Below are 23,287 nucleotides of genomic sequence, written 5' to 3' on the forward strand. Positions count from 1 at the left end.
CCGCGGGCGCCAGGGGCGTCGGGCCGGACGGCGGGATGGCGGGACGGACCGAAAATCACCCCGGGTCACGGTCACCCGAAGGTACGGTTTGGCCATGGATACTTCCGGAACCCAGGGCAACGACGAGGACACCGGGCGGCGGACGGCCGTCAAGGCCACCGCACGCGAACTCCTGGTGAAGCTGGGGGCCGGAGGGCTTGCCCCGGAGGTCGTGGCCCGCGCCGGCGGTCTGGCCGTCCCCGACGTGGAGGCCGTCTTCCCGCACCGGGACGACCTGTTGACCGCGCTGATCGTCGACGCGTACGACGGGTCCGCCGCGGCGATGGAGGAGGCCGACCGGGCCGCCCTGTCGGCCGGGGCGTCGGCGGGAGCGCGGCTCCTCGCGGTGACGCGTGCGCTGCGGGGCTGGTCCTTCGACAACTCCGCCGAGTTCACGCTGATCTACGGCTCACCCGTGCCGGGCTACCACGCCCCGCAGGAGACCGTCCCGCACGCGTCCCGCACCCCCGCGGTACTGGCCGGCATCGTGCGGTCCGCGTTGGAGGCCGGTGAACTCACCCCGCCACGGCGGGTGGTGCCCGGGCCGCCGCTGCTGCGACCGGAGGCCGTGGCGCTCTTCGGGGGTGTACCCGAGGCCCCCTTCTCGGACCTGATCGAGCGCGGCATCGTGCTGTGGAGCAACCTGATCGGGCTCCTGGTGTTCCAGGTCTTCAGCCGGACCCACGACAGCGTTCGGGACGAGTCCGCCTACTTCGACTTCGCCATCGCCGTGGCGGCCGAGTCCATCGGATTGGCCGTCCCGACGACCGAGGACACTCGAATCGGTGGCACCACGTCTCCTTGACGGACTGCTCGGCGGGTTGCGCGGCGTGACGTCCCCGCGCCGAGCGACCGGCCCGCTCCTGGCGCCGCATCGCGGGCCGGAGCAGCGGGTCGCGGGACTCCTCCGCGGGGTCGACCGGGCCCGAGGCGGTCCGAACCACGGGCCCGATCGCGACGTGTGCTGCGTGTGAACACGACATCCTCCGGGCCCCGCGCCGCCGCCACGCGGCACGCGCTCCTGCCACTGCGCCTCTTCCTCGGCATCACGTTCGTGTACGCCGGCGTCGACAAGCTCCTCGACCCGGCGTTCCTCTCCGCCACCGGCGACGGCTCGATCGGCCAACAGCTCGAAGGGGTGAAGGGGTCGGCCGCGATTCCGGCACTGGTGGCGGTCGCCCTGAACGACCCGGGTGGCTTCGGCCTCGCGATGGCCCTCGGCGAGACGGCCGTCGGGCTGGGGGTCCTGGTCGGGCTGCTGACCCGGATCGCGGCGCTCGGGGGCGCCCTGATCTCGCTCTCCCTGTGGCTGACCGTCAGTTGGCAGGCCACCCCGTACTACTACGGAAACGACCTGGCCTACCTGATGGCCTGGACCCCGCTGGTCCTCGCGGGCGCACCGACCCTGTCCCTCGACGCGGCGCTGCGCCGACGGCGGCGCACCGCCCCCCGGGGCCGGCGGCGGGTCAACCGCCGAGAGTGAGGCGGGCGCACCGGGTGACCACGGCGGCGAGGTCCCCCTCGTCGCGCAGGAGGGCGCGCTGCACGCGGGCCCCGGTGCCCCGGCCGAGAAGTTCCACCAGGCCGCCTCTGACGAGGTCGGCGTCCCCGTTCTCCTCCAGGGCGTCCCGTACGTGCTCGTACAAGGCCCACACGACGTCCTCGGGAGGGGTCTGCGACAGTGTGACCGGGTGGATCAGGGGTCCGTCGAGCCCGGATCTGGCCGCGCGCCACGCGGCCAGTCGGAGCAGGGCGGTGTCGACCTGGGACGGGGGCTCTCCGGCCTGCCAGGCCCGGGCGGCGGTGTCCACCAGCCCGCGGGTCAGTGCGGCGAGCAGTACGGGCGTCCCCGCGTCCAGGCAGACGTCCGCCACCCGGATCTCCACCGTGGGGTAGGAGGCGGCCAGCCGGGCATCGAAGTAGATCATGCCCTCGTCGCGGAGTGCGCCGGTCGCCAGCATGGCCCGCACCCGCTCGTGGTAGCGGTCGGCCGAGCCGAAGACGCTCACGGGGCCCGCCGAGGGCCACCGGTTCCAGACCCTGCTGCGATAGCTCCCGTAGCCGGTCTCCTCTCCCTGCCAGAAGGGTGAGTTCGCGCTCAGGGCGGTCAGTACGGACAGCCAGGGGCGGATCCGGTCGAGGACCGCCACGCCCTCCTCGTCGGAATCCACCGACACGTGCACGTGGCAGCCGCAGGTCAGCTGCTCCTGCGCCGTCAGGCCGAACTGCCGGCCGATCCACTGGTACCGCTCCCCCAGGCTCAGCGAGGGTTCCACCCGTGTCGGGCAGGTGGCGAGAGCGGCGACGACGACACCGGCGGCCTCGGCGTGCCGGGCGGCCTCGGCGCGCCAGCGCAGGATCTCCTCGCGGAGCTCGCCCATCAGCGTCACCGGTTTGGTGGCGAATTCGACCTGCTGTTCGTGGAGTTCCTTCTCCAGCGGGATCTCGCCGTCGGCTCCCGCCGCGCGGCCCCCCGTTCGGATCGCGGAGGCCAGCACCGCGCCGGCCGATGCGGCGGGTTCACCGGTCCGCGGATCGACGAGCAGCAGTTCTTCCTCGACGCCGACACTGCGCATACGGGCCCCTTCGCTGGTTCCTCGTCCGACGTCTGCCCACTTCCCCGGAAGGCACGCGTCCCGGGCGGGCCCCCGGGCCTCGCCTTTGGCAGGGCATTTCGCCCGGGTTTGAATTCCCCCGAAGGGAGCATTCGGCGAACGTAGGAAATTCATCGGAGCCCGGAGAGGCAACACCATGGGAATCATCGCCTGGATCATCATCGGACTGCTTGCGGGAATGATCGCGAAGGCGCTCATGCCCGGCAGGGATCCCGGCGGTTTCCTCGTCACCATCCTGATCGGCATCGCCGGCGGTCTCCTCGGCGGCTGGCTGGGGAAGGTGCTGTTCGGGGTCGACTCGATCGACGGCTTCTTCGACCTCTCGACCTGGATCGCGGCCGTCGTCGGCTCGATGATCCTGCTGCTCGTCTACCGCCTCGTCACGGGCGGCAGCCGACGACGCTGACCTGCGGTCCACCAGGGCCGCGTGAACCACGCCGGGCACGACAGAACAGGCAGGAGCACGCCATGACGGCGAATCACGATGTAGTCGCGGTGATCCTGAAGGACCACCGCACCATGGAGGAACTGTTTCGCCGCATGCGGAGCGTGGAGGCCGACCGCGCGGAGGCGCTGAAGAAGTTCTCCGCGCTGCTCATCGCGCACGCCGAAGCCGAGGAATCCGAGGTGTACGGCGCGCTGAAGCGGTTCAAGAACGTGGACGACGAGGAAGTGGAACACGGGGAGGAGGAGCACACCGAGGGCAACGAGGCGCTGCTGGCCCTCCTGGAAGTCGCCGAGGTCGGATCCGAGGAGTGGGACGAACGCCTCGAAGACCTGTCGAAGGCGGTGACGCACCACATCGACGAGGAGGAACGGACGATCCTCAACGGTGCCAGGGAAAACGTCCCGGACGAACGCCGGGCCGAGCTGGGCGTCGCGTTCCTGCGCGAGCGGGAGAAGCAGCTGGCGGCGGACTGCGGCAGCATCGAGAACGTACGGGCCGTCCTGCACGCCCACGGTGAGGCCCGATGACCGGCCCCCGCACACCGTGGTCACCGCCTGGGAGCTGACGGACGCGGACCCGACCGGGACCGACGACGCGAGCGGCACGGCGTCGAACCACGAGACGCGCATCCAGCGGCTGACGCCGCACGCCGTGAAGACCACCCCGGTGTCGCACGACGAGGACCGGTTCCAGGACGCCTGAGCCACTCCCCTCCCCCGAGACCGGACGGCCCGACCCCGCGGGGCGGCCGTCGGGACCGACCACACGTCCGGTCCCGACGGCCGCCCCGCCGTCGTGGTCCCGACCCGCGGCCGTCCCGCCACACGGCCGTCCCGTCACCGTCGTCCCGCCACACCGTCGTCCCGCCACACCGTCGTCCCGTCACACGGTCGGACCTGCCGACATGCCGAGTGGCGCGCCTGCCCGAAGAATCAGAGGCCGCAGTGGTTCGGCACGGCGCACCCGGGCAGAGAGGTCGACACGATGGCAGGACCGTCCCGTCGCCCGCAGCCCTCACGCAGCGGTCACGCGTCGACCGATCGGCTGCTCCGTACCCTGCTCCGGCGCCGTAAGAAGTCCTTGACCAGCGAGGACGTATCGGTCGCGGACCAGCCGCAGGTGCGTCGGGCCGTCACCGCGGCCGCCCTGGGCAACACCATGGAGTGGTTCGACTTCGGCGTCTACGCCTACCTGGCCGGAACCATGGGCAAGGTCTTCTTCCCGTCGAGTTCCCCGGGCGCCCAGGTCGTCTCGACGTTCGCGACCTTCGCCGCCGCCTTCCTGGTCCGCCCCCTCGGCGGCCTGGTGTTCGGCCCGCTCGGCGACCGGATCGGCCGGCAGAAGGTGCTCGCGGCGACGATGATCATGATGGCGGCCAGTACGTTCGCCGTCGGATTCCTCCCGACGTACGCGTCCGTCGGATTCGTCGCCCCCCTGCTGCTCCTGGTCTGCCGGCTGGTCCAGGGCTTCTCCACGGGCGGCGAGTACGCCGGCGCGACCACCTACATCGCCGAGTACGCGCCGGACAGGCGCCGGGGATTCCTGGGCAGCTGGCTCGACTTCGGTACGTTCGTCGGCTACGCCATGGGCTCCGGCCTGGTCACGATCCTCACCCTCGTCATGGGCTCGGACGGCCTGGAGGACTGGGGCTGGCGCATCCCCTTCTTCATCGCGGGCCCCCTGGGTCTGATCGGCCTGTACATGCGTCTGAAGCTGGAGGAGACCCCGGCCTTCAAGAAGGAGGCGGCCTACGCGGCGGCCGAAGGGGAGGCGGACGCGGAGGCCGCCGCGACCGGCAGGGGAAACCTCAAGGAGATCTTCACGCGTCACTGGCACGCGGTGCTCATCTGCATGGGGCTGGTCCTGCTCTACAACGTCACGAACTACATGGTGACGTCGTACCTGCCCACGTACATGACCGTCACCCTGGGCGAGAACGACACCACGGCCCAATTGCTGGTCCTCGGGACGATGCTGCTCGTGGTCCTGACGATCACGACCGTGGGCCACACCTCGGACCGCTGGGGCCGCAGACCGGTGTTCCTCGCGGGCAGCGTCGCTCTCGTGGCCCTGGCCATTCCGGCGTTCCTGCTGATCCGGGAGGGCGGGATCCTGTGGCCGGCCGTGGGCTGCGCGATCCTCGGGTTGCTGCTCGTCTGCTTCGCGGGGACGGCCGCGTCCACACTGCCGGCGTTGTTCCCCACCCGCCTGCGCTACGCGGCGCTGTCCATCGCCTTCAACATCTCGGTGTCGCTGTTCGGCGGTACGACGCCGCTGTTCACCTCGGCGCTCGTGGAGGCCACCGGCAACGACATGGTTCCGGCGTACTACCTGATGGTGGCGGGCGTCATCGGTTTCGTGTCGACCCTGTTCCTCCACGAGACCGCGGGAAAGCCGCTGCGCGGGTCCGGTCCCATGGTCGAGACTCCCGACGAGGCGGACGCCCTGGTGGCCCGCAGCCGCACGGCGGCCGGCCGGCAGGCCCGGGACATCTGGATCCGGCTGCGCCATCCCTGGGCCCGCCACACACCGCGCGACCGGGACACGTGACCCGTCGGGCCGCCGTGTCCGGTGCGCCCGCCGGAACACGTGACCCGTCGGGCCCCGCCGTGTCCGGCGCGCGATCGCGGTTCAGCCGTGTGTGTCCGCCTGGAGGGGGACGCCGTCGAGGAGGGGGGCTGCGGGGGCCGACGTGGTCGGCAGCGTGCTCGGCGCCGGAGCGGGGGCGGGCAGGCCGGTCGTCAGGCGCACCACGTCGACCTCCGCCCAGACCACCTTGCCGTGGGCGTGGGCCTGGGCGTCCCAACGGTCCGAGAGGCGCCGCACTATGTAGAGGCCGTGGCCTCCCGGCGTCGCCCCCTGCTGCCTGGGACGGGGGCGCGGCAGTTCGGTCTCCCCGTCGAAGACCTCGATGCGCAGGACGTCGCCCGCGGCCGCGATCACGAACTCCTGGCAACCGCCGGCGTGCATGACGGCGTTGGTCAGCAGCTCGGACACGATGAGCAGGACGTCCTCGGCGGTCTCGTGACCGTCCCATCCCCAGTCACGCAGGGCTTCCCGGGTGAAATCTCGTCCCTTGGCGACCTGGCCGCGGGTCCCGCTCAGCGCGAGGCGCCGGCGCTGGGTCACGGCCTTGGTGTCCGCGCGCAGCGGATCGCCGGTCTCCGGTCCGATGGGCGTCACTGTGGTCTCACCCCCTGGGGCACTCGTCTTGTCGTTGATGTCGTACTCCTGCCGTCCTGGCCCGGTAAAAGTCCGGATCGACCGTTTCGGTGTCCCAGACCCCGCGCATACCCGCCCTGTCCTCTTGAACACCTCGGATGCGGGTGCCGGTCCCCCTCCTGGGAGGAGTCACGGCAGGTGCGAGGCGGTGACGGGGTTCATCCCGTGGCGAGGGCTTCCGGCACGGTGCGGCTGATGGTGAAGACGCCGTCCGCGCCGGTGAGCTGGAGCAGCCTCGACAACTGGTCGGTGGGCGCCGCCAGTCGCAGCGCGATGCCCTCCCGTTCGGTGTCCAGCCGCAGGCTCAGCAGCAGGTTGAGGCCCGAGGAGTCGCAGAATCCGACTCCCGAGAGGTCGATCACCAGCCGGGACGGGCCCGACCCGATCGCCTCGTCCAGGACGGGCTGGACGGATCCCAGGCTGTCGAGGTCGAGGTCTCCGGAGAGCGCGCACACCACGGCGTCCGGCTCGCTGTGCCGGAGTTCGGCCCGCCGCGGCTCGACCGTCTCGTTGTCGGCGCGGGGCGGCACGTCACTGTCCCCTAGGTCGCGAGTTCCCACGTCAGCCTTCCGATGCACTGTCTTTTCCGTTGCGCGTGTTCGCGTCTGCACTCTACAGCGGGTTCGTCACTCTTGGTCGTGCTCATGACTGCCGGTTGATCGTCATGTGCAGGCGCAGGGTGAGTCCGGTGTCGAGGGCCCTGACCTCGACGAGGTCGCACAGTTGATGGATCATCCACAGGCCGCGACCCCCGTTGCCGGAGGCCAGGGCGGGGCGCGATCGTCCGGCGAGCGGGTCGCCGAGGCGGCCGCCGTCACTGACCTCCGCGACCACGTCGCCCGCGGGTGTGGTCCACAGTCGTAGCCGCCCCTTCCCGCCACCGTGGGCGACCGAGTTGGCGGCCGCCTCGCTGATGGCGAGGACCAGGTCGTCGCGCCGCCCGGGGTCGAGCGCCGTCCGCCGGGCCCAGGTCTGCGCGTGTTCGCGTACGTGGGCGAGCCGGCCCGCCGCGTAGTCGACGAGGACGGCCTCCGCGGAGGGTTCGGGCAGCGGGAGGTCGCAGTCGGCGCAGACGACGGCGGCGTCGGTGTAGGCGGGGCTGGCGAGTTCCCGGCCGGCCTCGATCACGGTGGGGTGGGTGCGCCGGGCGTCGGCGACCACCTCGGGGGCGAGGGCGCTCGTGTCGTACGGGCAGAGGATGGTCGCGGACCGGTGTGCGAAGGCGGTGTTGATGAGCGCCTCGTGGCGGGTGGCCTCCAGGACCTCGGCCCGGGAACGGCCCCGCCAGATCGGCTCGCCCACGATCCGCGCGGTGCGACCCGGGTGTCGGTCGGCGAAGCCCTGCAGGGCGGCAAGGATGCGGCCGGGGTTGCGCCCCAGCTCCGTCATGTCCACGCCGTCGATGTGATCGGCGTCGGAGCCCAGGTACCGGCGCAGCGCGTCCAGGCTCGCGCCCGGGACGGCGACGAGGACCGGCTCGTCGGCGGCGAGTGCCGTGCGGACGAAGTCGCCCGCGCCGGCCGTGTATTCCTCGGGGTCCCGGTAGAAGAGGGCCGGGTGGACGAACGCTCCGGGGGCGGTCGCCGGGGAGGTCGTGTCGATCACGAGGTGACCTCGCGGGTGTCGCGGTCCGCGCTGCGGGCGGGTCGTATGCCCGGTCGGGCGCGCGGGGGTACGACGCCCGGCGGCGTGTCCGTCGGTCGCGGATGCCTTACGAAGCGCGCCACTGCCTCGGCCCACGCCGCGTCGTCCTCGTACGGGAGGAGCGCGTGCTCGCCGGCGGCGCCGGGTGAGCAGAGCCGGCGGTGGTGGGGTGAAGGCACGCTCTTCCCTCGTAGGCGGGGCGAAATCGACATCGACTGACGCAAGGATCCTACCGGCGCCGTGGACTCCTGGACGTGGGTCCGTCGGACACGGCCGGGCCGGCCGGACACGCGGAAGGGCGGCACCGCCGGAAGGGTCCGGTGGTGCCGCCCGCGGGACGGGTTCAGGCGGCGAGCATGCCGCTCCGCAGTTGGGTGAGGATCCGCGACAGGAGGCGGGAGACCTGCATCTGGGAGATGCCGAGTTCGGCGCCGATCTCGGCCTGGGTCTTCTCCTGGCCGAAGCGCATCCGCAGGATCAGACGGTCGCGCTCCTGCAGCCGGCCGAGCAGCGGTGCCAACGTGTGCATCTCCTCGAAGAGCTCCACGGCCGGGTCCGCCTCGCCCATGCTCTCGGCCAGCGGTCGGGTCCTGCGTCCGCTCGTCGCCTGCTCGTCGGAGTCGGCGGAGGCGTCAAGGGAGCCGCTGGTGTAGCCGTTGGCGGCCACCAGACCCTCGATGACCTCTTCCTCGCCGAGTTCCAGGTGTTCGGCGATCTCCTTGACCGTCGGCGCCCGGCCGAGCACGTCCGTCAGCTCTTCCTGGCTCTTGGCGAGTTCCGTGCGCAGTTCCTGGAGCCGGCGGGGGACGTGAACGGCCCACGTCGTGTCACGGAAGTAGCGCTTGATCTCGCCCGTGATGTAGGGGAGGGCGAGGGTGGAGAACTCGACCTCCCGCTCCGGGTCGAAACGGTCGATCGCCTTGATGAGGCCGATGGTGCCCACCTGGACGATGTCCTCCATCTCCACACCGCCGCCGCTCGCCCGACCGCGGAAGCGCCGGGCGGCGAAGTGGACGAGGGAGATGTTCATCTCGATGAGGGTGTTGCGCGCGTACTGGTACTCGCGCGTGCCCTCCTCCAGGGACCGCAGGCGGGTCAGGAACAGGCGGGAGAGTTCGCGCGCGTCGCCGGGTGCGACCTCGCGGGCGTTCCCCACGGGGGGCAGTTCCGTGAAGGACTCCACCGCCGGGAATCCGGTCGGGGGAACGACCTCGGCGGCTGTCTCACGTACGGGGCTGACGACTGCGACAGAGCGAGGCATGGCGACGTTCCCTCCCTGGTGCGGATGGCTTCGTTGCCGCTCTTGCCCCCGCTTTCGGGCTCTACACGGTCAATCATCGATTATTTTCGGTCAGTCTTGGCTCGATCCAATGGGTTCATGTCCGGCCGGTGTCCGCATGTCGGAGCGGGGGTCCCTCGATGTCGCGGTCGCGGGCCCCGCGCCGGCGTCCGGGGAACGAAGCGGGACCGGGGACCTCGCCGGATAGTCTTCACCTTGTTCGCCGACCGACCGGACCCGTGGGGCTTCGGCGGCCGGACGATGCAGTGCCGCACCGCCCGTCAACGGCACCGCGGGAATCCGGGAACTGAGCGGGGGACAGATGGCCAGGCAGGCAGGCGTGCGCTCGAATGTCGAGAGGACCGCGCCGGGAGTGGTCGGAGAACCGGAGCTGCGTCAGCTCCTGGCCGGCTTGACGGCCGTCCGTGACGGCGACTTCGGCACGCGGCTCCCCGACGAGGCGGACGGTCTCCTCGGCGAGATCGCGACCGTGTTCAACGGCATGGTCGACCAGCTCTCGCTCTTCACCTCGGAGGTGACCCGCGTCGCGCGCGAGGTCGGCACCGAGGGAACGCTGGGCGGGCAGGCCGAGGTGCCCGGCGTGTCGGGGACCTGGGCGGACCTGACCGACTCCGTGAACGCGATGGCCGGCAACCTCACCACCCAGGTGCGCGACATCGCGCAGGTCGCCACGGCCGTGGCCCGCGGAGACCTGTCCCAGAAGATCGACGTGGCGGCGCGCGGCGAGATCCTGGAACTCAAGGACACCGTCAACACGATGGTGGACCAGCTCTCCTCCTTCGCCGACGAGGTCACCCGCGTCGCCCGAGAGGTCGGCAGCGAGGGCCGGCTCGGCGGACAGGCCGAGGTGCCGGGCGTCGCGGGCGTGTGGCGGGACCTCACCGACTCGGTCAACTTCATGGCCGGCAACCTCACCGACCAGGTGCGCAACATCGCCCAGGTGACCACCGCCGTCGCCAAGGGCGACCTGTCCCAGAAGATCGCCGTCGACGCCCGCGGCGAGATCCTGGAACTCAAGAACACCATCAACACCATGGTCGACCAGCTCTCCGCCTTCGCCGACGAGGTCACCAGAATGGCCCGCGAGGTGGGCACCGAGGGGATCCTGGGCGGACAGGCGGACGTCAAGGGCGTCTCCGGTACCTGGCGCGACCTCACCGACTCGGTCAACTTCATGGCCGGCAACCTGACGGCGCAGGTGCGGTCCATCGCCCAGGTGGCCACCGCCGTGGCGAAGGGCGATCTGTCGCAGAAGATCCGGGTCGACGCGCGCGGCGAGATCCTGGAACTGAAGACGACGATCAACACGATGGTCGACCAGCTCTCGGCCTTCGCCGACGAGGTCACCCGCGTCGCCCGGGAGGTCGGCACCGAGGGTCGGCTCGGCGGACAGGCGGACGTCAAGGGCGTCTCCGGTACCTGGCGCGACCTCACCGACTCGGTCAACTTCATGGCCGACAACCTCACCGCGCAGGTCAGGTCGATCGCCGAGGTCACCACGGCGGTGGCCCGGGGCGACATGACGCAGAAGATCCGGGTCGACGCGCGCGGCGAGATCCTGGAACTGAAGGAGACCATCAACACGATGGTCGACCAGCTCTCCGCCTTCGCCGACGAGGTCACCCGCGTCGCCCGAGAGGTCGGCACCGAGGGCAACCTGGGCGGTCAGGCCACGGTCCGGGGCGTCTCGGGCACCTGGAAGGACCTCACCGACAACGTCAACGTCATGGCGTCCAACCTCACCGGGCAGGTCCGCTCGATCGCCCAGGTGGCCACCGCGGTCGCCCGCGGTGACCTCTCGCAGAAGATCACCGTCGAGGCCAAGGGCGAGGTCGCGGCGCTCGCCGGAGTGATCAACACGATGGTGGACACGCTGTCGGCCTTCGCCGACGAGGTCACCCGCGTGGCCCGCGAGGTCGGCACGGAGGGCAGGCTCGGCGGGCAGGCCCGCGTCCCCAACGTGGCGGGCACCTGGAAGGACCTCACCGACAACGTCAACTCGATGGCCAACAACCTCACCGGCCAGGTCCGCAACATCGCCCTCGTCACCACCGCCGTGGCCAACGGCGATCTGTCGAAGAAGATCGACGTGGACGCGCGGGGCGAGATCCTCGAGCTCAAGACCACCATCAACACGATGGTGGACCAGTTGTCCTCCTTCGCGGCCGAGGTCACCCGTGTCGCCCGCGAGGTCGGCAGCGAGGGCAGGCTCGGCGGCCAGGCCGAGGTGGAGGGCGTGTCGGGCACCTGGAAGCGGCTGACGGAGAACGTCAACGAGCTGGCGGGCAACCTGACCCGGCAGGTGCGCGCCATCGCGGAGGTCGCCAGCGCCGTCGCCGAGGGGGACCTGACCCGCTCGATCACGGTCGACGCCTCCGGCGAGGTGGCCGAGCTCAAGGACAACATCAACTCGATGGTCGGATCGCTGCGCGAGACGACCCGCGCCAATCTCGAACAGGACTGGCTCAAGTCCAATCTGGCCCGGATCTCCGGCCTGATGCAGGGCCACCGCGACCTCTCGGTCGTCGCGGAGCTGGTCATGGACGAACTGACCCCGCTGGTGGCCGCCAGCTACGGGGCGTTCTACCTGGCCGACGAGACCGACGGGCAGTCCTGGCTCACCCTCATCGGCTCGTACGGACGCCCCGCGGGCCAATCCGAGAGCGACCGCCTCACCCCGGGCGAGACGCTGGTCGGCCAGGCCGCACGAAGCCGCCGCATCATCGTCGCCGAGGACGTGCCCGCCGGTTACCTGATCTCCTCCGGCCTCGGCCGCTCCGCGCCCGCGTGCCTGATCGTGCTGCCCATCGTGGTGGAGGACCAGGTGCTCGGCGTGATCGAGCTCGCCTCGTTCAAGGAGTTCACCGCCGTCCACCGCGACTTCCTGGGCCGGCTGATGGAGACCGTGGGCGTCAACGTCAGCACGATCGTGGCCAACGCGCGCACCGACGAGCTCCTCGGCGAGTCCCAGCGGCTGACCGGCGAACTCCAGGCCCGCTCCGAGGAACTCCAGGTACAGCAGGACGAACTCCAGCGCTCCAATGCCGAACTGGAGGAGAAGGCGGCTCTCCTCGCCAGCCAGAACCGCGACATCGAGACCAAGAACCTGGAGATCGAGCAGGCCCGTCAGGAGCTGGAGGACCGCGCCCAGCAGCTTTCGCTGGCCTCGAAGTACAAGTCGGAGTTCCTGGCCAACATGAGCCACGAGCTGCGCACCCCGCTCAACAGCCTGCTGATCCTGGCCCAACTGCTCGCGCAGAACCCCAGCCGCAACCTCTCCCCCAAGCAGGTCGAGTACGCGGGCATCATCCACTCGGCCGGTTCCGACCTCCTCCAACTGATCGACGACATCCTCGACCTGTCGAAGGTCGAGGCGGGGAAGATGGACATCAACCCCGAGCGGGTCCCGCTCAGGCGGCTCCTCGACTACGTAGACGCCACCTTCCGGCCGTTGACCAGCCAGAAGAGCCTGGAGTTCGAGATCACGACCGCCACCGGGGTACCGGTGGACCTGCTCACCGACGACTCGCGGCTGCGCCAGATCCTGCGCAACCTGCTCTCCAACGCGGTGAAGTTCACCGAGCACGGCCGGGTGGAACTGCGGATCGAGCCCGTGGCCGCCGCCGACGTGCCGGCCGGGCTGAGCCACGGCGGGCCGATGGTCGCCTTCCGCGTGAAGGACACCGGCATCGGCATCGCGGAGCACCAACTCGAATCGATCTTCGCCGCGTTCCAGCAGGCCGACGGCACGACCAGCCGCAAGTACGGGGGCACCGGACTCGGGCTCTCCATCACCCGGGAGATCGCCCAGCTCCTCGGGGGCGCCGTCACCGCCCTCAGCGACCCGGGCGAGGGCTCCGTCTTCACCCTCTACCTGCCGGTGGCCCGGACGGAGTTCGCCGACCGCGCCCTGGTGGGTCCCCGTACCGAACCGACCGGAAGCACCGTCGGTGAGCAGCGGGGCCGGACACCGGGTCCCGGTCCCGAGCGACGCCCGCGCCGGCTCCTGGTGATCGAGGAGCGCAGCAACGGGCTGCTGACGCTGGTCGCCGAGAGCGCCACCCACGATCTCGCGCTGGGCCGCTCGCCGTTCGCGGCGGACGAGCCCGTCGAGGTGGTGACCGCCGTGAGCGCCCAGGAGGCGGCGGAGGTGCTCGCCGCCGCGCCGTTCCACTGCGTGGTCCTCGAACTCGGCCAGGACGGGGAGGCGCTGCGCTTCCTGCGGGCCCTGGCCGGGGACTCGGCGCTGGCCTCCCTGCCCGTGCTCGCCCACGACAACCGTCGTCTCGACGCGGCGCAACAGCGTGAGCTGCACGAGCACACGGCGTCGCAGCCGTTGGAGGTGCTGTCCAGCCTGGACGAGCTGCGGGAGCGGATCTCGCTGCACCTCTCCGCCCAGGAACCCGGTGACGTCCCCTCCCTGGTCCGTTCGCAGGACTCCCCCGCCGCCGTTCCCGCGTTCCTCGACGACGGTCTGGCCGGCCGTTCCGTCCTGGTGGTCGACGACGACGCGCGGAACCTGTACGCGATCAGCGGCATCCTCGAACTGCACGGCATCCAGGTCGTGCACGCGGAGAACGGCCGTACCGCCATCGATGCCCTGACCGGTCATCCCGGGATCCATCTCATCCTGATGGACGTGATGATGCCCGAGATGGACGGGTACGCGGCGACCACCGAGATCCGTCGCATGCCGGCGTACGCCGACCTGCCGATCATCGCGGTCACCGCGAAGGCGATGCCCGGTGACCGGGAGAAGAGCCTCGCTTCGGGAGCCAGCGACTACGTCACCAAGCCGGTGGACGCCGACGACCTCATGGCCCGCGTCCGGCACTGGCTGCTGCCGCGGGACGTCCCGGGGGCCGCACGTGTCTGATTCCCCGCCGCCCCCCACGCCCTCGCCCAGGAGCCCGGACTCATCGTGAACAGCCCTCGACACCAAGACGGACCGCGGGGTGAGCTGTCGGCCCCGGAGGCGGACGACGTCACCGTTCCCGCCGCCCGCGGCTCCCGGTCGGGTGGGCCCGGTCCGGCCGAGCGGCCGGATCCCGGCGGCGACGTGGGTCCGCTGGCCGCCACCGTGGAACGTCTGCGCCGGGAGGTGCGCGAGGCACAGTCGGCCTCGGACGGGCGGGCCCTGATCGAGATGGCCAAGGGTGTCCTCGTCGGCAAACTGGGCTGTGGTCCCGCCGAGGCGGCGCGGCAGTTGGCGATCCTGGCCGAGCAGTCGGGCACGAGCGTGCTCGGACTCTCGGTGGAGATCATCAACGAGGCGTCCCGCGACCGGGTCAGTGAGCTCGCGGCCGAGTTCCTGGACCGCGCCGCGGCCGACGGCGACGACTCGGACGGCTCGGCCGCGGTGCGGCTGCGGGCGGCCGAGAGCGGTCTGTTGTCCGCCTCGGACGCCCAGGCCGTGGCGACCGCCCTGTTGGAGAACGCGTTGGCCCCGCTCGGGGCGCACGGGGTGGCCATCTGGCTCGCGGGGGCCGACTCCTCGCTGACGCTCGCCGGCCAGGCCGGGTTCACCGAGGACGAGGCGCTGCGCTGGCGGTACGTCCCGCCCGAGGTGGCCACCTGCGCGCGGCTCGCGCTCGTCGAGCGGGGGCCCGCCTTCGTCTCCCGGCTCTCCGACTCCGGCATGCCCTCGATCGGGCGCCGTCGGCACCCGCACGGGGGGCGCATAGCGGTACCCGCCGGGACGGGCGGCCGCATCCACGGCGTGCTGGAGGTGTGCTGGCCGCAGCCGCTGGCCCCGCAGCCGCCGCGGATCATCCGCCAGATCGAGGCGTTGGCGGAGCTGTGCGCCCACACGTTGGAGGATCCGACGGGCGCGGGCACGCCCTCGGTGCCGGGCCGGCCGCCGCAGGTGGCGGTGTCCGAACTGACGGCGCTCGCGGACCACTTGCACGATCCGGCGCTCGTCCTCACGCCGATCCTCGGTCCCGCCGGCGGCCTGACGGACTTCCGGGTCCACCACGCCAACGACCATTTCACCGACCCCGCCGGTCGGCCCCGCAGCGCCGTGAGCGGCTCCACGTTCCTGGAGGCGTACCCCCTGGCGGCCGAGGACAACGGGCTCTTCGAGAAGCTGGACCGCGTCTACGCCACCGGGGAGTCGTTCCAGACCCGGCGGATGACGCTGACCGCCTTCATCGACGACGTGCCGCTCACCGCCGTGGCCGACGCCAGCATCACGCGGCACGGCGCCGCGCTCCTGTTGATCTGGCGGATCGAGGACGAGACCGCTCGGCTGGCCAGTCTGCTGCAACACGCGCAGCGGCTCGGCCGGATCGGCGGCTTCGAGGAGAACTTCACCACGGGCGAGATCACCTGGAACGGGCAGCTCTTCTCGCTGTACGGGCTGCCGGCGGGAGCCTCGCCGGTGCCCTTGGAGGCGCTCCCCGCCCACGCGCACCCCGATGACATCACGTCGATCAGTCGGTTCCTGCGCACGCTGATGCACTACCGGCGCGAGGCCTCCGTGGCCTTCCGCCTCCAGCGTCCGGACGGCGTCACCCGGCACATCCGCATCGTCGCGGAGCCCGTCCAGGACGCGGACGGGTCGCTGTTCGCCGTACGGGGCGCCTACCAGGACATCTCCGCCCAGCATTGGACCGAGGTGGCTCTGGCCGCCACCCGGGACCAACTGGCCTACACCGAGGCGGAGTCGGCGGAGCGCAGCCGTCTCGCGTTGCAGTTGCAGCACGCGATCATGCCGCCCGCGCCCGCGCCGCTCGACGCGCCGGGGATCCGCATCGGGGTGCGGTACCGGCCCGCCGAGTCGCAGGCCCTGATCGGCGGGGACTGGTACGACTCGGTCGTCCTGCCGAACCGGCAGGTACTCCTGTGCGTCGGGGACGTCGCCGGTCACGGCATCGAGGCGGCCACGGGCATGGTGGTCCTGCGCAACGCCCTGCGCGGCCTCGCGGTGACCGGGGCCGGGCCCGCCCAGTTGCTCACCTGGCTGAACGCGGTCGCCCACCACCTGACCAGCGACCTGACCGCGACCGCCGTGTGCGGGATCTTCGATCCGGACCGCCGGGTGTTGCGTTGGGCGCGTGCGGGACATCTGCCGCCCATCCTCGTGCGGGGCGATCGGGCCACGGCTTTCCCGCTGGCCAAGGGCCTGCTGCTGGGCGCGGTGCCGAACGCGGAGTACGAGGAGGAAGAGGTGCAGCTCGAAGCGGAGGACACCGTGCTGATGTACACCGACGGGCTCGTGGAGCGCCGGGACACCTCCATGATGGATTCCCTGACCCAACTCCTGGGCCTCGCACAACGGGAGTCCCCGTCGCTGGAGAGCCGGCTCGATCGCCTGCTGACCCACAGCAGGTCCGACACGGACGACGACACCTGCCTGGTCGGGGTCCAGGTGCGCTGAGCCGGCCCGACCGCCCGGGAATTCCCCAGGTGGGTCGCGCACTTGGCCCAGGGAGTCACTCGTGCGAGGGAATGACCGGGGCAGGGCCAAGCCGGATCGGCGGTACGGAACGAAACACTTGCGTGGGTCCCGACGGGGCCCCGGGGCACGCCCCTTCACGGGGCGGGTCCGTCACCGCCTTTGAAGGAGTTCCCATGTCGCGTGTTCTGAAGACCGCCGCCCTCGCCCTCGCCACCGGAGCCGTCGTGATCGGTGGAGCCTCCATGGCCTCCGCCGACGCCGGTGCGCAGGGTGCGGCGATCGGTTCCCCCGGTGTCCTGTCCGGCAACGTCGTTCAGGTGCCCATCCACATCCCGATCAACGCCTGCGGCAACTCCGTCAGCGTCATCGGCCTGCTCAACCCGGCGTTCGGCAACACCTGCGTCAACGCCTGACCGCTCGACGGGCACCGTGTTCCCGCCCTGCCGCCTCTGACGGGGCGGCGGGGTGACGGTCACGGCGTCGGAAGGGTTCCGGTCGTCCTCGGGGGCGACCGGCGTCCCGCCCGGATCAGCGGGAGGAGCGCGGCGGCGCCCACGAGCGACAGGAGCGCCGCGACCCGCAGCACCGCCTCGATGGCCGGTCCGTCGGAGGCGGCCCGCTCCGCCGATCCGCTGAGGGCCTCCAGGACGGTCGCCGCGACGGCCACGGCCACGGCGCCGAGCAGGACCAGCGAGGTGAGGACCAGCCCGGAGGCGGCGGCCAGGCGGTTCTCGGGAACGTACGACTGGGTGGCCACGTTGGTCAGGGCCCAGCCGAACCCGAGTCCGACGCCCACGACCGCGAAGACCGCGGTGTACAGGGCCAACGGGTTCGTCCACGTCAGCACCAGCAGGCCGAGTCCGCTCAGTACGAGGCCGCCGGCCATCAGCGTCTCGGGCCGCCACCGGTGGGCGAGGTGCCCGGACCAGTAGCTGGCGGCGCCCGCGCCGACGGACAGCGCGAGGAAGATCAGCCCGGCGTCCAGCGGGGAGAGCCCGCGGGCCTGCTGGAGGTACAGCGCGGACAGGACCGCCACCAGGCAGTACACGATGTTCGACACGGAGCCGGCCAGCGTGACGGTCACGAAGGGCCCGTTCCGCAGCAGGGACAGGTCGAGCAGAGGCTCGGCGGTCCGCCGTTCGATCACCACGAACAGGACGAGCAACAGGGCTCCCGCGACCAGACAGCCGAGGGTGGCCGGGGAGGCCCAGCCCCAGCGACCGCCCTGGTCGACGGCGATCATGATGGCGGTGAGGCCGGCGGCCACGGTGACGGCGCCGGGCAGGTCCAGTCCGTGTCCGGCCTCCTCGTCGCGGGTGTCGGTGACGAAGCGCAGCATGAGGAAGGCGGCGACGGCGCAGAAGGGCACGTTCAGCAGGAAGACGGCCCGCCAACTGACGTGCTCGGCGAAGGCTCCGCCCACGAAGGGTCCGAGCGCGGTGCCGATCGCGCTGAAGGCCAATACGGTGCCCACGGCGCGGCCTTGTCGGTCGTCGCGGAAGTGGGCGGTGACGACCGCGACGGCCACGGGGAAGATCAGTGCCGCCGTGGCGCCCTGCACGACTCGTCCGACGACCAACCAGAGCTCGTTCTGCGCGGCGGCGCACACCACGGACACCAGGGCGAAGCCGGTCAGCCCCCACACGATGACGGTGCGGCGGCCGTGGACGTCGGCGGCCCGACCGCCGGTGATCATCAGGGCTCCCAGGGTCAGCATGTAGCCGCTGACCAGCCACTGGAGGTCGGTGGTGGGAGTGGAGAAGTCCCGGGCGATCACCGGCAGCATCAGGTTGAGGGCGAACCAGTCCATCTGGACCAGGAGCATCGACAGCGAGGCCGCCGCGATGACGGCGCGGTCCCGGCCGGAGAACAGCCGGCGCCCGCGCGATCCGGTGGCCACCTCGTCCACGCCCATCAGCACGTCCTGTCCGCAGCCCCCGCCAACCGCCACCACCAGCATGCGCCGGTGTGTGGCTGCCGGCACGCCGACCCGATCGAACCCGTTCGATTCGGGAGGACGTTTGTACGAGGGCGCGGGGGCGCGAACGCGGTGCGGCGCCACACTCAAGTACGTTCCCCGCCAAAGGCGGAAGGCCATCCCCGAGGGATCTCGGCCAACGTTCTCGAACAACCCAGAGCGCCCCCACAGTGACGTTCCAGCAGTCCGGTGCGGGGGCAGCCGCTTCATGCCGTTGCCGCTTACCGAAGGAGCAGTTCCGCCATGACGAAGGTCCTGGTCGTGCACAGCGTTCGCCTGGTCCGCTCCGCCCTCGCAGCCCTGTTGAGATCCGAGGGCCCCTTCGAAGTCACCGCCGTGGGCTGGCGGGCCGCGGTGCGCGAGACGGAGTCCTTACGCCCCGACGTCACGGTCGTCGACCTCGACTGTCCGGGTGCCGCTCCGCTCCTCGCGGGGATGGGCCGCAGGGACCGGCACTCCCCCTCCTCCCCCACGTCCTCACCGATATTGGTGCTGGCCTCGGCGGGTACGCCCGGATCGCTGCGGAGGGCGTTCCGTGCACCCGTGCTGGGGTGTGTGGACAAGGACGGCTCGCCGGGCCGCCTGGTACGGGCCGTGCGACGGGTCGCGGCCGGTGAGCGTTTCGTCGACGCCTCGCTCGCGTCCGCCTGCATGGAGGCGGACCCGGTACCGCTGAGTCCGCGCGAACTCAGTGTGCTGGCCCGCGCGGCGGAGGGCGATTCGATAGCCGAGATAGCCAGCGCCCTGCACCTGGCCAGCGGCACCGTACGCAACTACATGGCCGCCGCCACGCGCAAGGCCGGCGCGCGCAACCGCATCGACGCCATCCGCATATCACGCAGGGAAGGCTGGGTCTGAGACCGCGGCCGCCCGCGGGCCGAGGCCGGGGCCGAGAGCGCCCCGCCCGGGGGCGGGACCCGTCTCAGTCCTCCCCGGTGGCGTTCCAGAGCCCCACCAGGTCCCGGTACAGGGGCGATCTGCCCGGGAGTTCCTCGTGCGTGCCGCACACCGCCCGGGTCCCGTCCAGCACGAGGACCCGGTCGGCCCGGGCCGCCGACGAGATCCGGTGGGCCACCACGACCAGGGTGCCCGGACGGGCGGCGAGGGCCTCTTCGGCGCGCGCCTCGGTGCGCGGGTCCAGATGACAGGTGGCCTCGTCGAGCAGCAGCAGCGGAGCGGGTGAGAGGTGGGCCGCGGCCAGGGCGAGGTGCTGGCACTCGCCCTGGGACAGCCGCCGTGGCACGACGGCCCCGTCCAGGCCGCCGAGCCGCTCGACGAGGCCGCCCGCGCCCAGGGCGGCGACCGCCTCGCGCACCCGGGCGTCGTCGGGTGGCCGCGCTCCGGGGCACAGGTGGGTCAGGTTCTCCCGGACGGTGCCGGTGAAGACGTAGGCCTGCTGGGGCAGCAGCGTGCGTCGTGGATCCGGCCCCGAGGCGTCCCGCTCGGGGCGTGCGGCCGCTCCGGCGACCAGGACCGTGCCCCGGTCGGGGCTGAGCAGCCCGGCGAGCAGCGCGGTGAGCGTCGACTTGCCGATGCCGCTCGGGCCGACGACGGCGAGGTGCTCGCCCGGGCGGACGACCAGGTCGAGGTCCACCAGTACGGGGGCCGCCCGGGGGCCGTAGGCGAAGGTCACGCCGCGCAGCTCCGCGGCGGACGCCGGGACGGGCGGCGCGGCTGGCGCCTGTGCAGGCGCCCGCGGCGAGGAGGAATGTGGCGGCTTCGGGGCGGGCTCGGGCTCGACCTCGGGCTCGCAGAAACGCTCCAGTACCACCAGCAGCCGGGTGCCGGCGGATCCGAGGGCCGTCATCAGGGAGTGCAGGGCGGGCAACAGCGCCTGTACGAGGTAGGTGAGGGCGCCCACCAGGGTCCCGGCGGTGACCCCCCGGTCCAGCAGCCACGGGGCCGCCACCAGCAGGGCGATCACCGGCAGCCGGCCCGCCGCCCCCAGGGCGACGGTCCGCACGGCCGCCCACCGGGCGAGGCGGCGGGTCAGCCGCTCCTGCGCCCCGATCAGGGTCTCCACCCCGGAGCTCGCGCTCGCTCCGCCACCGCAGGCCACGATGTCGCGCAGTCCCTCCCCGACCGCGCCCACCCGGCTCGACAGCGCCTCGTCGGTGTCGAGGGAGTCGCGTTGCACGCCGGCCATGGGGCGCAGCGTGGCGAGGAAGAGGCCGAGTCCCAGCAGCAGCGGGGGCAGTACGACGAGCAGCAGCACGGGGGCGAGGGCCGCCATGCCGACCAGTGCGCCGACGGCCGTGAAGACGAACGAACGGGCCGTGAGGACGATGCCCGCGAAGGAGTCGCGGGCCATCTCCGTCTGCTGGGTGAGCCGGGAGACGGCGCCTGCGTCCGCGGCGCGGGACGGGTCGGCGACGGCCCGGTCGAGGGCGTGCCGCACGGCCCTGCGCACGAGTCCGTCACGCAGCGGTTCCACCAGGTCGGCGAGGGCGGCGAAGACCCCGCGCAGCGCGAAGGCGCCGAGCAGGGCGCCGAGCCCGGCGACCGCGAGCCAGCCCAGGCCGACCGCGGTGCGGCCGGCGAGGAAGCCGTCGTCGAGGGCGCGGGCCACGCCGTAGCCGGTGAGGAAGGTGTGCGCGGACTCCAGGAGAGACCAGCCCCCGAGTCGTGCGAGGGCGGGGGTGCGGCCGCGCAGGAAACGGCGCGCGTCGGGGCTCACCCGCCGCCAGGTGCCGTGCTCGTTCACCGGGCCGCCCCCTGACCGCTCGGGCCGATCGGGTCGGCCGTGCGGGCCCGCCCGGTGTCGGGTCCGGGCGCCGGCGCGGATCCCGGACCGGGCTCCGGCGCGGGTTCCGGTCGCGCCCCCGCGGCGAACACGGCCCGGTAGTGCGGATCGCGCCACAGCTCGACGTGCGTGCCGGTGGCCCGAACTCGTCCCTCTTCCAGCCACACGACGAGGTCGGCCCGGGCGGCCGAGGAGATCCGGTGCGCGACGACGATCCGGGTGCCGGCCCGGACCTGCTCCGCGACGGCCCGCTCGACCTCGCGGGCGGTGACCGTGTCGAGGCTGGAGGTGGCGTCGTCGAGGATCAGCAGTCGGCCCGCGCGGCAGAACGCCCGGGCCAGGCCGAGGCGTTGCACTTCCCCCCCGGACATGGGGGCGTCGGCCACCGGTGTGTCGTATCCCCGGGGCAGGCGGCGTACGAACCGGTCCGCGCCGGCCGCCCGGGCGGCCCCGCGCACCGCTTCGGGGTCCGGCGGTGGGCCCGAGCCGAACGCGATGGCATCGCCGACGCTGTCACCGAGCAGGGCGGGCCGGTGGAAGGCGTGCCCGACGTCGCGGCGCAGGGCTTCGGCGGTCAGGTCCCGCAAGGGGACACCGTCCAGCAGCACCTGCCCGCTGTCGGGGTCCGTGAGGCGTCCGGCGACGGCGGCGAGGAGCGTCTTGCCGGAGCCCGAGCCGCCCACGACGGCCACCGTGGTCCCGCCGGGCACGAGCAGGTCGATGTCGCGCAGCACCGCGGTTCCGTCGCGGGTCACGCGAACGCCGCGCAGTTCCAGGGTGCCGGGGCCGTTGTCGGGCAGCCGCCGGTCGCCGTGTTCCAGGGCGGGCAGGTCGAACAGTTCGGCGGTGCGGCGGGCGGCGGCCCGGCCGCGCACGGCGGCGCTGAGCTTGCCGGTGACGGCCCCGATGCCGGCGGCGAGGCCGGCGTAGCGCACGGCTGCGAGGAGTTCCCCGACGTCGAGCGCGCCGGAGGACAGTCGGATGCCGCCCACGCCGAGGACGACGTACAGCAGGAGCGGCATCAGGGCGGTGGTGCGGGCCATCGTCGCGCCGTACACCTGCCACATCCGGCGGCCCTCGGTGTCGAGGTCGGGCAGGCGGGCGAGGATCCGGGCGCGTTCCCCGGCGGCGGTGCCGGCGGCGGCGATGGTGCGCGCGCCGGCCAGGGCCTCGACGAGTCGGCCGGCGGTCGCGAGTTGCGCCCGCTGGTAGCGGGAGACGATGGCCGAGGAGTCGCGGGCGAAGGCCCTCAGCAGGAGGACGAGCGGGGGCAGGCCGGCGACGAAGGCCAGTGCGGTCCAGGGATCGATGACGAACAGCGCGACGAGTCCCCCGATCGGGGGCAGCAGCGCGGCGATCCCGGTCGCGAGGGTGGCCGGCACGGTTCCGGCCTCGGTGGCGTGCGCGGTCAGTCGCGCGGCGATCTCGCCGGGGGCGAGCCGGGCCGCGTGGTGGGGCGCGGTGCGCAGCAGCCGGGAGAGCCCCAGCCGGCGCAGCCAGGCCGTGGAACGGGCGTCCACCGCGCCGGTGAGCCGGGTCGTGGCGGCGTCCAGGAGCACCTCGGCCACGATGACGGCGGCGCACAGCAGGGTCCAGTACGGGGCGGCCTGATCGCGGCGGAGCAGGAGGTCGAGGGTGAGGCCGAGCAGCGCGGGTTCGGCGAGGGCGGCGACGGAGGCGGCGGTCGCGCATCCGAGCACGGCGGTGGCTCGTCCGGTGCTGTGTCGGGCGGCGTCGCGGAGCGCGCGATCGGCGGAGCGGAGGTCCTCCGGGCCGGTGGGGCTCGCGGTGCCCCGGGAGCGTTCGTGGGCGAGGACGGCCGGTTCCGGCGGGTCGTCGTGCGGGGTCATCCGCGGCGGCTCCTGAGAGGTGGGTCGGGGCCCGGACGGCGAACCG

19 protein-coding genes are annotated in these 23,287 nt (G+C 72.3%); 10 read left to right on the forward strand and 9 right to left on the reverse strand.

Annotated elements, in window-relative coordinates; all coding sequences use genetic code 11:
* Positions 1-94 precede the first annotated feature (94 nt).
* Complete coding sequence (locus ACFYW3_RS32200) at positions 95-844, forward strand: TetR-like C-terminal domain-containing protein (protein ID WP_389388098.1); 750 nt, start codon at positions 95-97, stop codon at positions 842-844.
* A 165-nt stretch (positions 845-1,009) separates the two neighbouring features.
* Positions 1,010-1,522: a TQO small subunit DoxD gene (locus tag ACFYW3_RS32205; RefSeq protein WP_389388099.1), complete on the forward strand. Its 513-nt coding sequence runs from the start codon at positions 1,010-1,012 to the stop codon at positions 1,520-1,522.
* Here the strand turns inward: ACFYW3_RS32205 and ACFYW3_RS32210 are convergent.
* The gene (locus tag ACFYW3_RS32210; protein ID WP_351750194.1) at positions 1,506-2,615 is read right to left on the reverse strand and encodes a glutamate--cysteine ligase; all 1,110 of its coding nucleotides are present in this window, start codon (positions 2,613-2,615) and stop codon (positions 1,506-1,508) included. The genes ACFYW3_RS32205 and ACFYW3_RS32210 overlap by 17 nt on opposite strands.
* Before the next feature lie 175 nt (positions 2,616-2,790).
* Here ACFYW3_RS32210 and ACFYW3_RS32215 point away from each other — a divergent pair, with 175 nt between their 5' ends.
* The 4 genes from ACFYW3_RS32215 to proP all read left to right on the forward strand — a co-directional run bounded on the left by ACFYW3_RS32215 (position 2,791) and on the right by proP (position 5,652).
* Positions 2,791-3,060: a GlsB/YeaQ/YmgE family stress response membrane protein gene (locus tag ACFYW3_RS32215; protein WP_351750193.1), complete on the forward strand. Its 270-nt coding sequence runs from the start codon at positions 2,791-2,793 to the stop codon at positions 3,058-3,060.
* A gap of 62 nt (positions 3,061-3,122) precedes the next feature.
* Complete coding sequence (locus ACFYW3_RS32220) at positions 3,123-3,629, forward strand: hemerythrin domain-containing protein (protein WP_351750192.1); 507 nt, start codon at positions 3,123-3,125, stop codon at positions 3,627-3,629.
* A complete protein-coding gene (locus ACFYW3_RS32225; protein ID WP_389388100.1) occupies positions 3,616-3,804 on the forward strand; it encodes a hypothetical protein in 189 nt (62 codons plus the stop codon). Before ACFYW3_RS32220 ends, ACFYW3_RS32225 begins: the two co-directional genes overlap by 14 nt.
* A gap of 342 nt (positions 3,805-4,146) precedes the next feature.
* The gene (proP, locus tag ACFYW3_RS32230; protein WP_389388121.1) at positions 4,147-5,652 is read left to right on the forward strand and encodes a glycine betaine/L-proline transporter ProP; all 1,506 of its coding nucleotides are present in this window, start codon (positions 4,147-4,149) and stop codon (positions 5,650-5,652) included.
* An 81-nt stretch (positions 5,653-5,733) separates the two neighbouring features.
* On the opposite strand, the gene ACFYW3_RS32235 is transcribed toward proP, so the two are convergent.
* From ACFYW3_RS32235 to ACFYW3_RS32255, 5 genes are all read right to left on the reverse strand, one after another.
* Positions 5,734-6,285: an ATP-binding protein gene (locus ACFYW3_RS32235; protein ID WP_351750190.1), complete on the reverse strand. Its 552-nt coding sequence runs from the start codon at positions 6,283-6,285 to the stop codon at positions 5,734-5,736.
* Positions 6,286-6,482: 197 nt separating this feature from the next.
* Positions 6,483-6,854, reverse strand: coding sequence for an STAS domain-containing protein (locus tag ACFYW3_RS32240; protein WP_053678084.1), 372 nt, complete (start codon positions 6,852-6,854; stop codon positions 6,483-6,485).
* A gap of 112 nt (positions 6,855-6,966) precedes the next feature.
* A complete protein-coding gene (locus tag ACFYW3_RS32245) occupies positions 6,967-7,929 on the reverse strand; it encodes an anti-sigma factor RsbA family regulatory protein (protein ID WP_389388101.1) in 963 nt (320 codons plus the stop codon).
* The gene (locus ACFYW3_RS32250; RefSeq protein ID WP_389388102.1) at positions 7,926-8,147 is read right to left on the reverse strand and encodes a hypothetical protein; all 222 of its coding nucleotides are present in this window, start codon (positions 8,145-8,147) and stop codon (positions 7,926-7,928) included. The genes ACFYW3_RS32245 and ACFYW3_RS32250 overlap by 4 nt, the downstream gene beginning before the upstream one ends.
* 164 nt (positions 8,148-8,311) lie before the next feature.
* On the reverse strand, positions 8,312-9,229 hold the full coding sequence (locus ACFYW3_RS32255; protein WP_351750188.1) for a SigB/SigF/SigG family RNA polymerase sigma factor: 918 nt from the start codon (positions 9,227-9,229) through the stop codon (positions 8,312-8,314).
* A 391-nt stretch (positions 9,230-9,620) separates the two neighbouring features.
* On the opposite strand from ACFYW3_RS32255, the gene ACFYW3_RS32260 reads away from it, so the two are divergent.
* From ACFYW3_RS32260 to ACFYW3_RS32270, 3 genes are all read left to right on the forward strand, one after another.
* On the forward strand, positions 9,621-14,144 hold the full coding sequence (locus ACFYW3_RS32260; RefSeq protein ID WP_351750187.1) for a HAMP domain-containing protein: 4,524 nt from the start codon (positions 9,621-9,623) through the stop codon (positions 14,142-14,144).
* Between the two features lie 45 nt (positions 14,145-14,189).
* The gene (locus ACFYW3_RS32265) at positions 14,190-16,649 is read left to right on the forward strand and encodes a SpoIIE family protein phosphatase (RefSeq protein ID WP_351750186.1); all 2,460 of its coding nucleotides are present in this window, start codon (positions 14,190-14,192) and stop codon (positions 16,647-16,649) included.
* Between the two features lie 194 nt (positions 16,650-16,843).
* Positions 16,844-17,083, forward strand: a complete 240-nt coding sequence (locus tag ACFYW3_RS32270) for a chaplin (RefSeq protein WP_351750185.1) — start codon at positions 16,844-16,846, stop codon at positions 17,081-17,083.
* A gap of 59 nt (positions 17,084-17,142) precedes the next feature.
* Here ACFYW3_RS32270 and ACFYW3_RS32275 read toward each other — a convergent pair whose 3' ends face one another.
* The gene (locus ACFYW3_RS32275; RefSeq protein WP_389388103.1) at positions 17,143-18,630 is read right to left on the reverse strand and encodes an MFS transporter; all 1,488 of its coding nucleotides are present in this window, start codon (positions 18,628-18,630) and stop codon (positions 17,143-17,145) included.
* Between the two features lie 261 nt (positions 18,631-18,891).
* Between ACFYW3_RS32275 and ACFYW3_RS32280 the strand changes: the two genes are divergently transcribed.
* Positions 18,892-19,506, forward strand: coding sequence for a response regulator transcription factor (locus tag ACFYW3_RS32280; RefSeq protein WP_351750183.1), 615 nt, complete (start codon positions 18,892-18,894; stop codon positions 19,504-19,506).
* 64 nt (positions 19,507-19,570) lie between these two features.
* On the opposite strand, the gene ACFYW3_RS32285 is transcribed toward ACFYW3_RS32280, so the two are convergent.
* Complete coding sequence (locus ACFYW3_RS32285) at positions 19,571-21,352, reverse strand: ATP-binding cassette domain-containing protein (protein ID WP_389388104.1); 1,782 nt, start codon at positions 21,350-21,352, stop codon at positions 19,571-19,573.
* Positions 21,349-23,241, reverse strand: a complete 1,893-nt coding sequence (locus tag ACFYW3_RS32290) for an ABC transporter ATP-binding protein (RefSeq protein ID WP_389388105.1) — start codon at positions 23,239-23,241, stop codon at positions 21,349-21,351. Before ACFYW3_RS32290 ends, ACFYW3_RS32285 begins: the two co-directional genes overlap by 4 nt.
* Positions 23,242-23,287 lie beyond the last annotated feature (46 nt).

Origin of the sequence: Streptomyces sp. NPDC002602 (assembly GCF_042889445.1) — a bacterium.
In the GTDB taxonomy this organism is placed as follows: Bacteria; Actinomycetota; Actinomycetes; order Streptomycetales; family Streptomycetaceae; genus Streptomyces.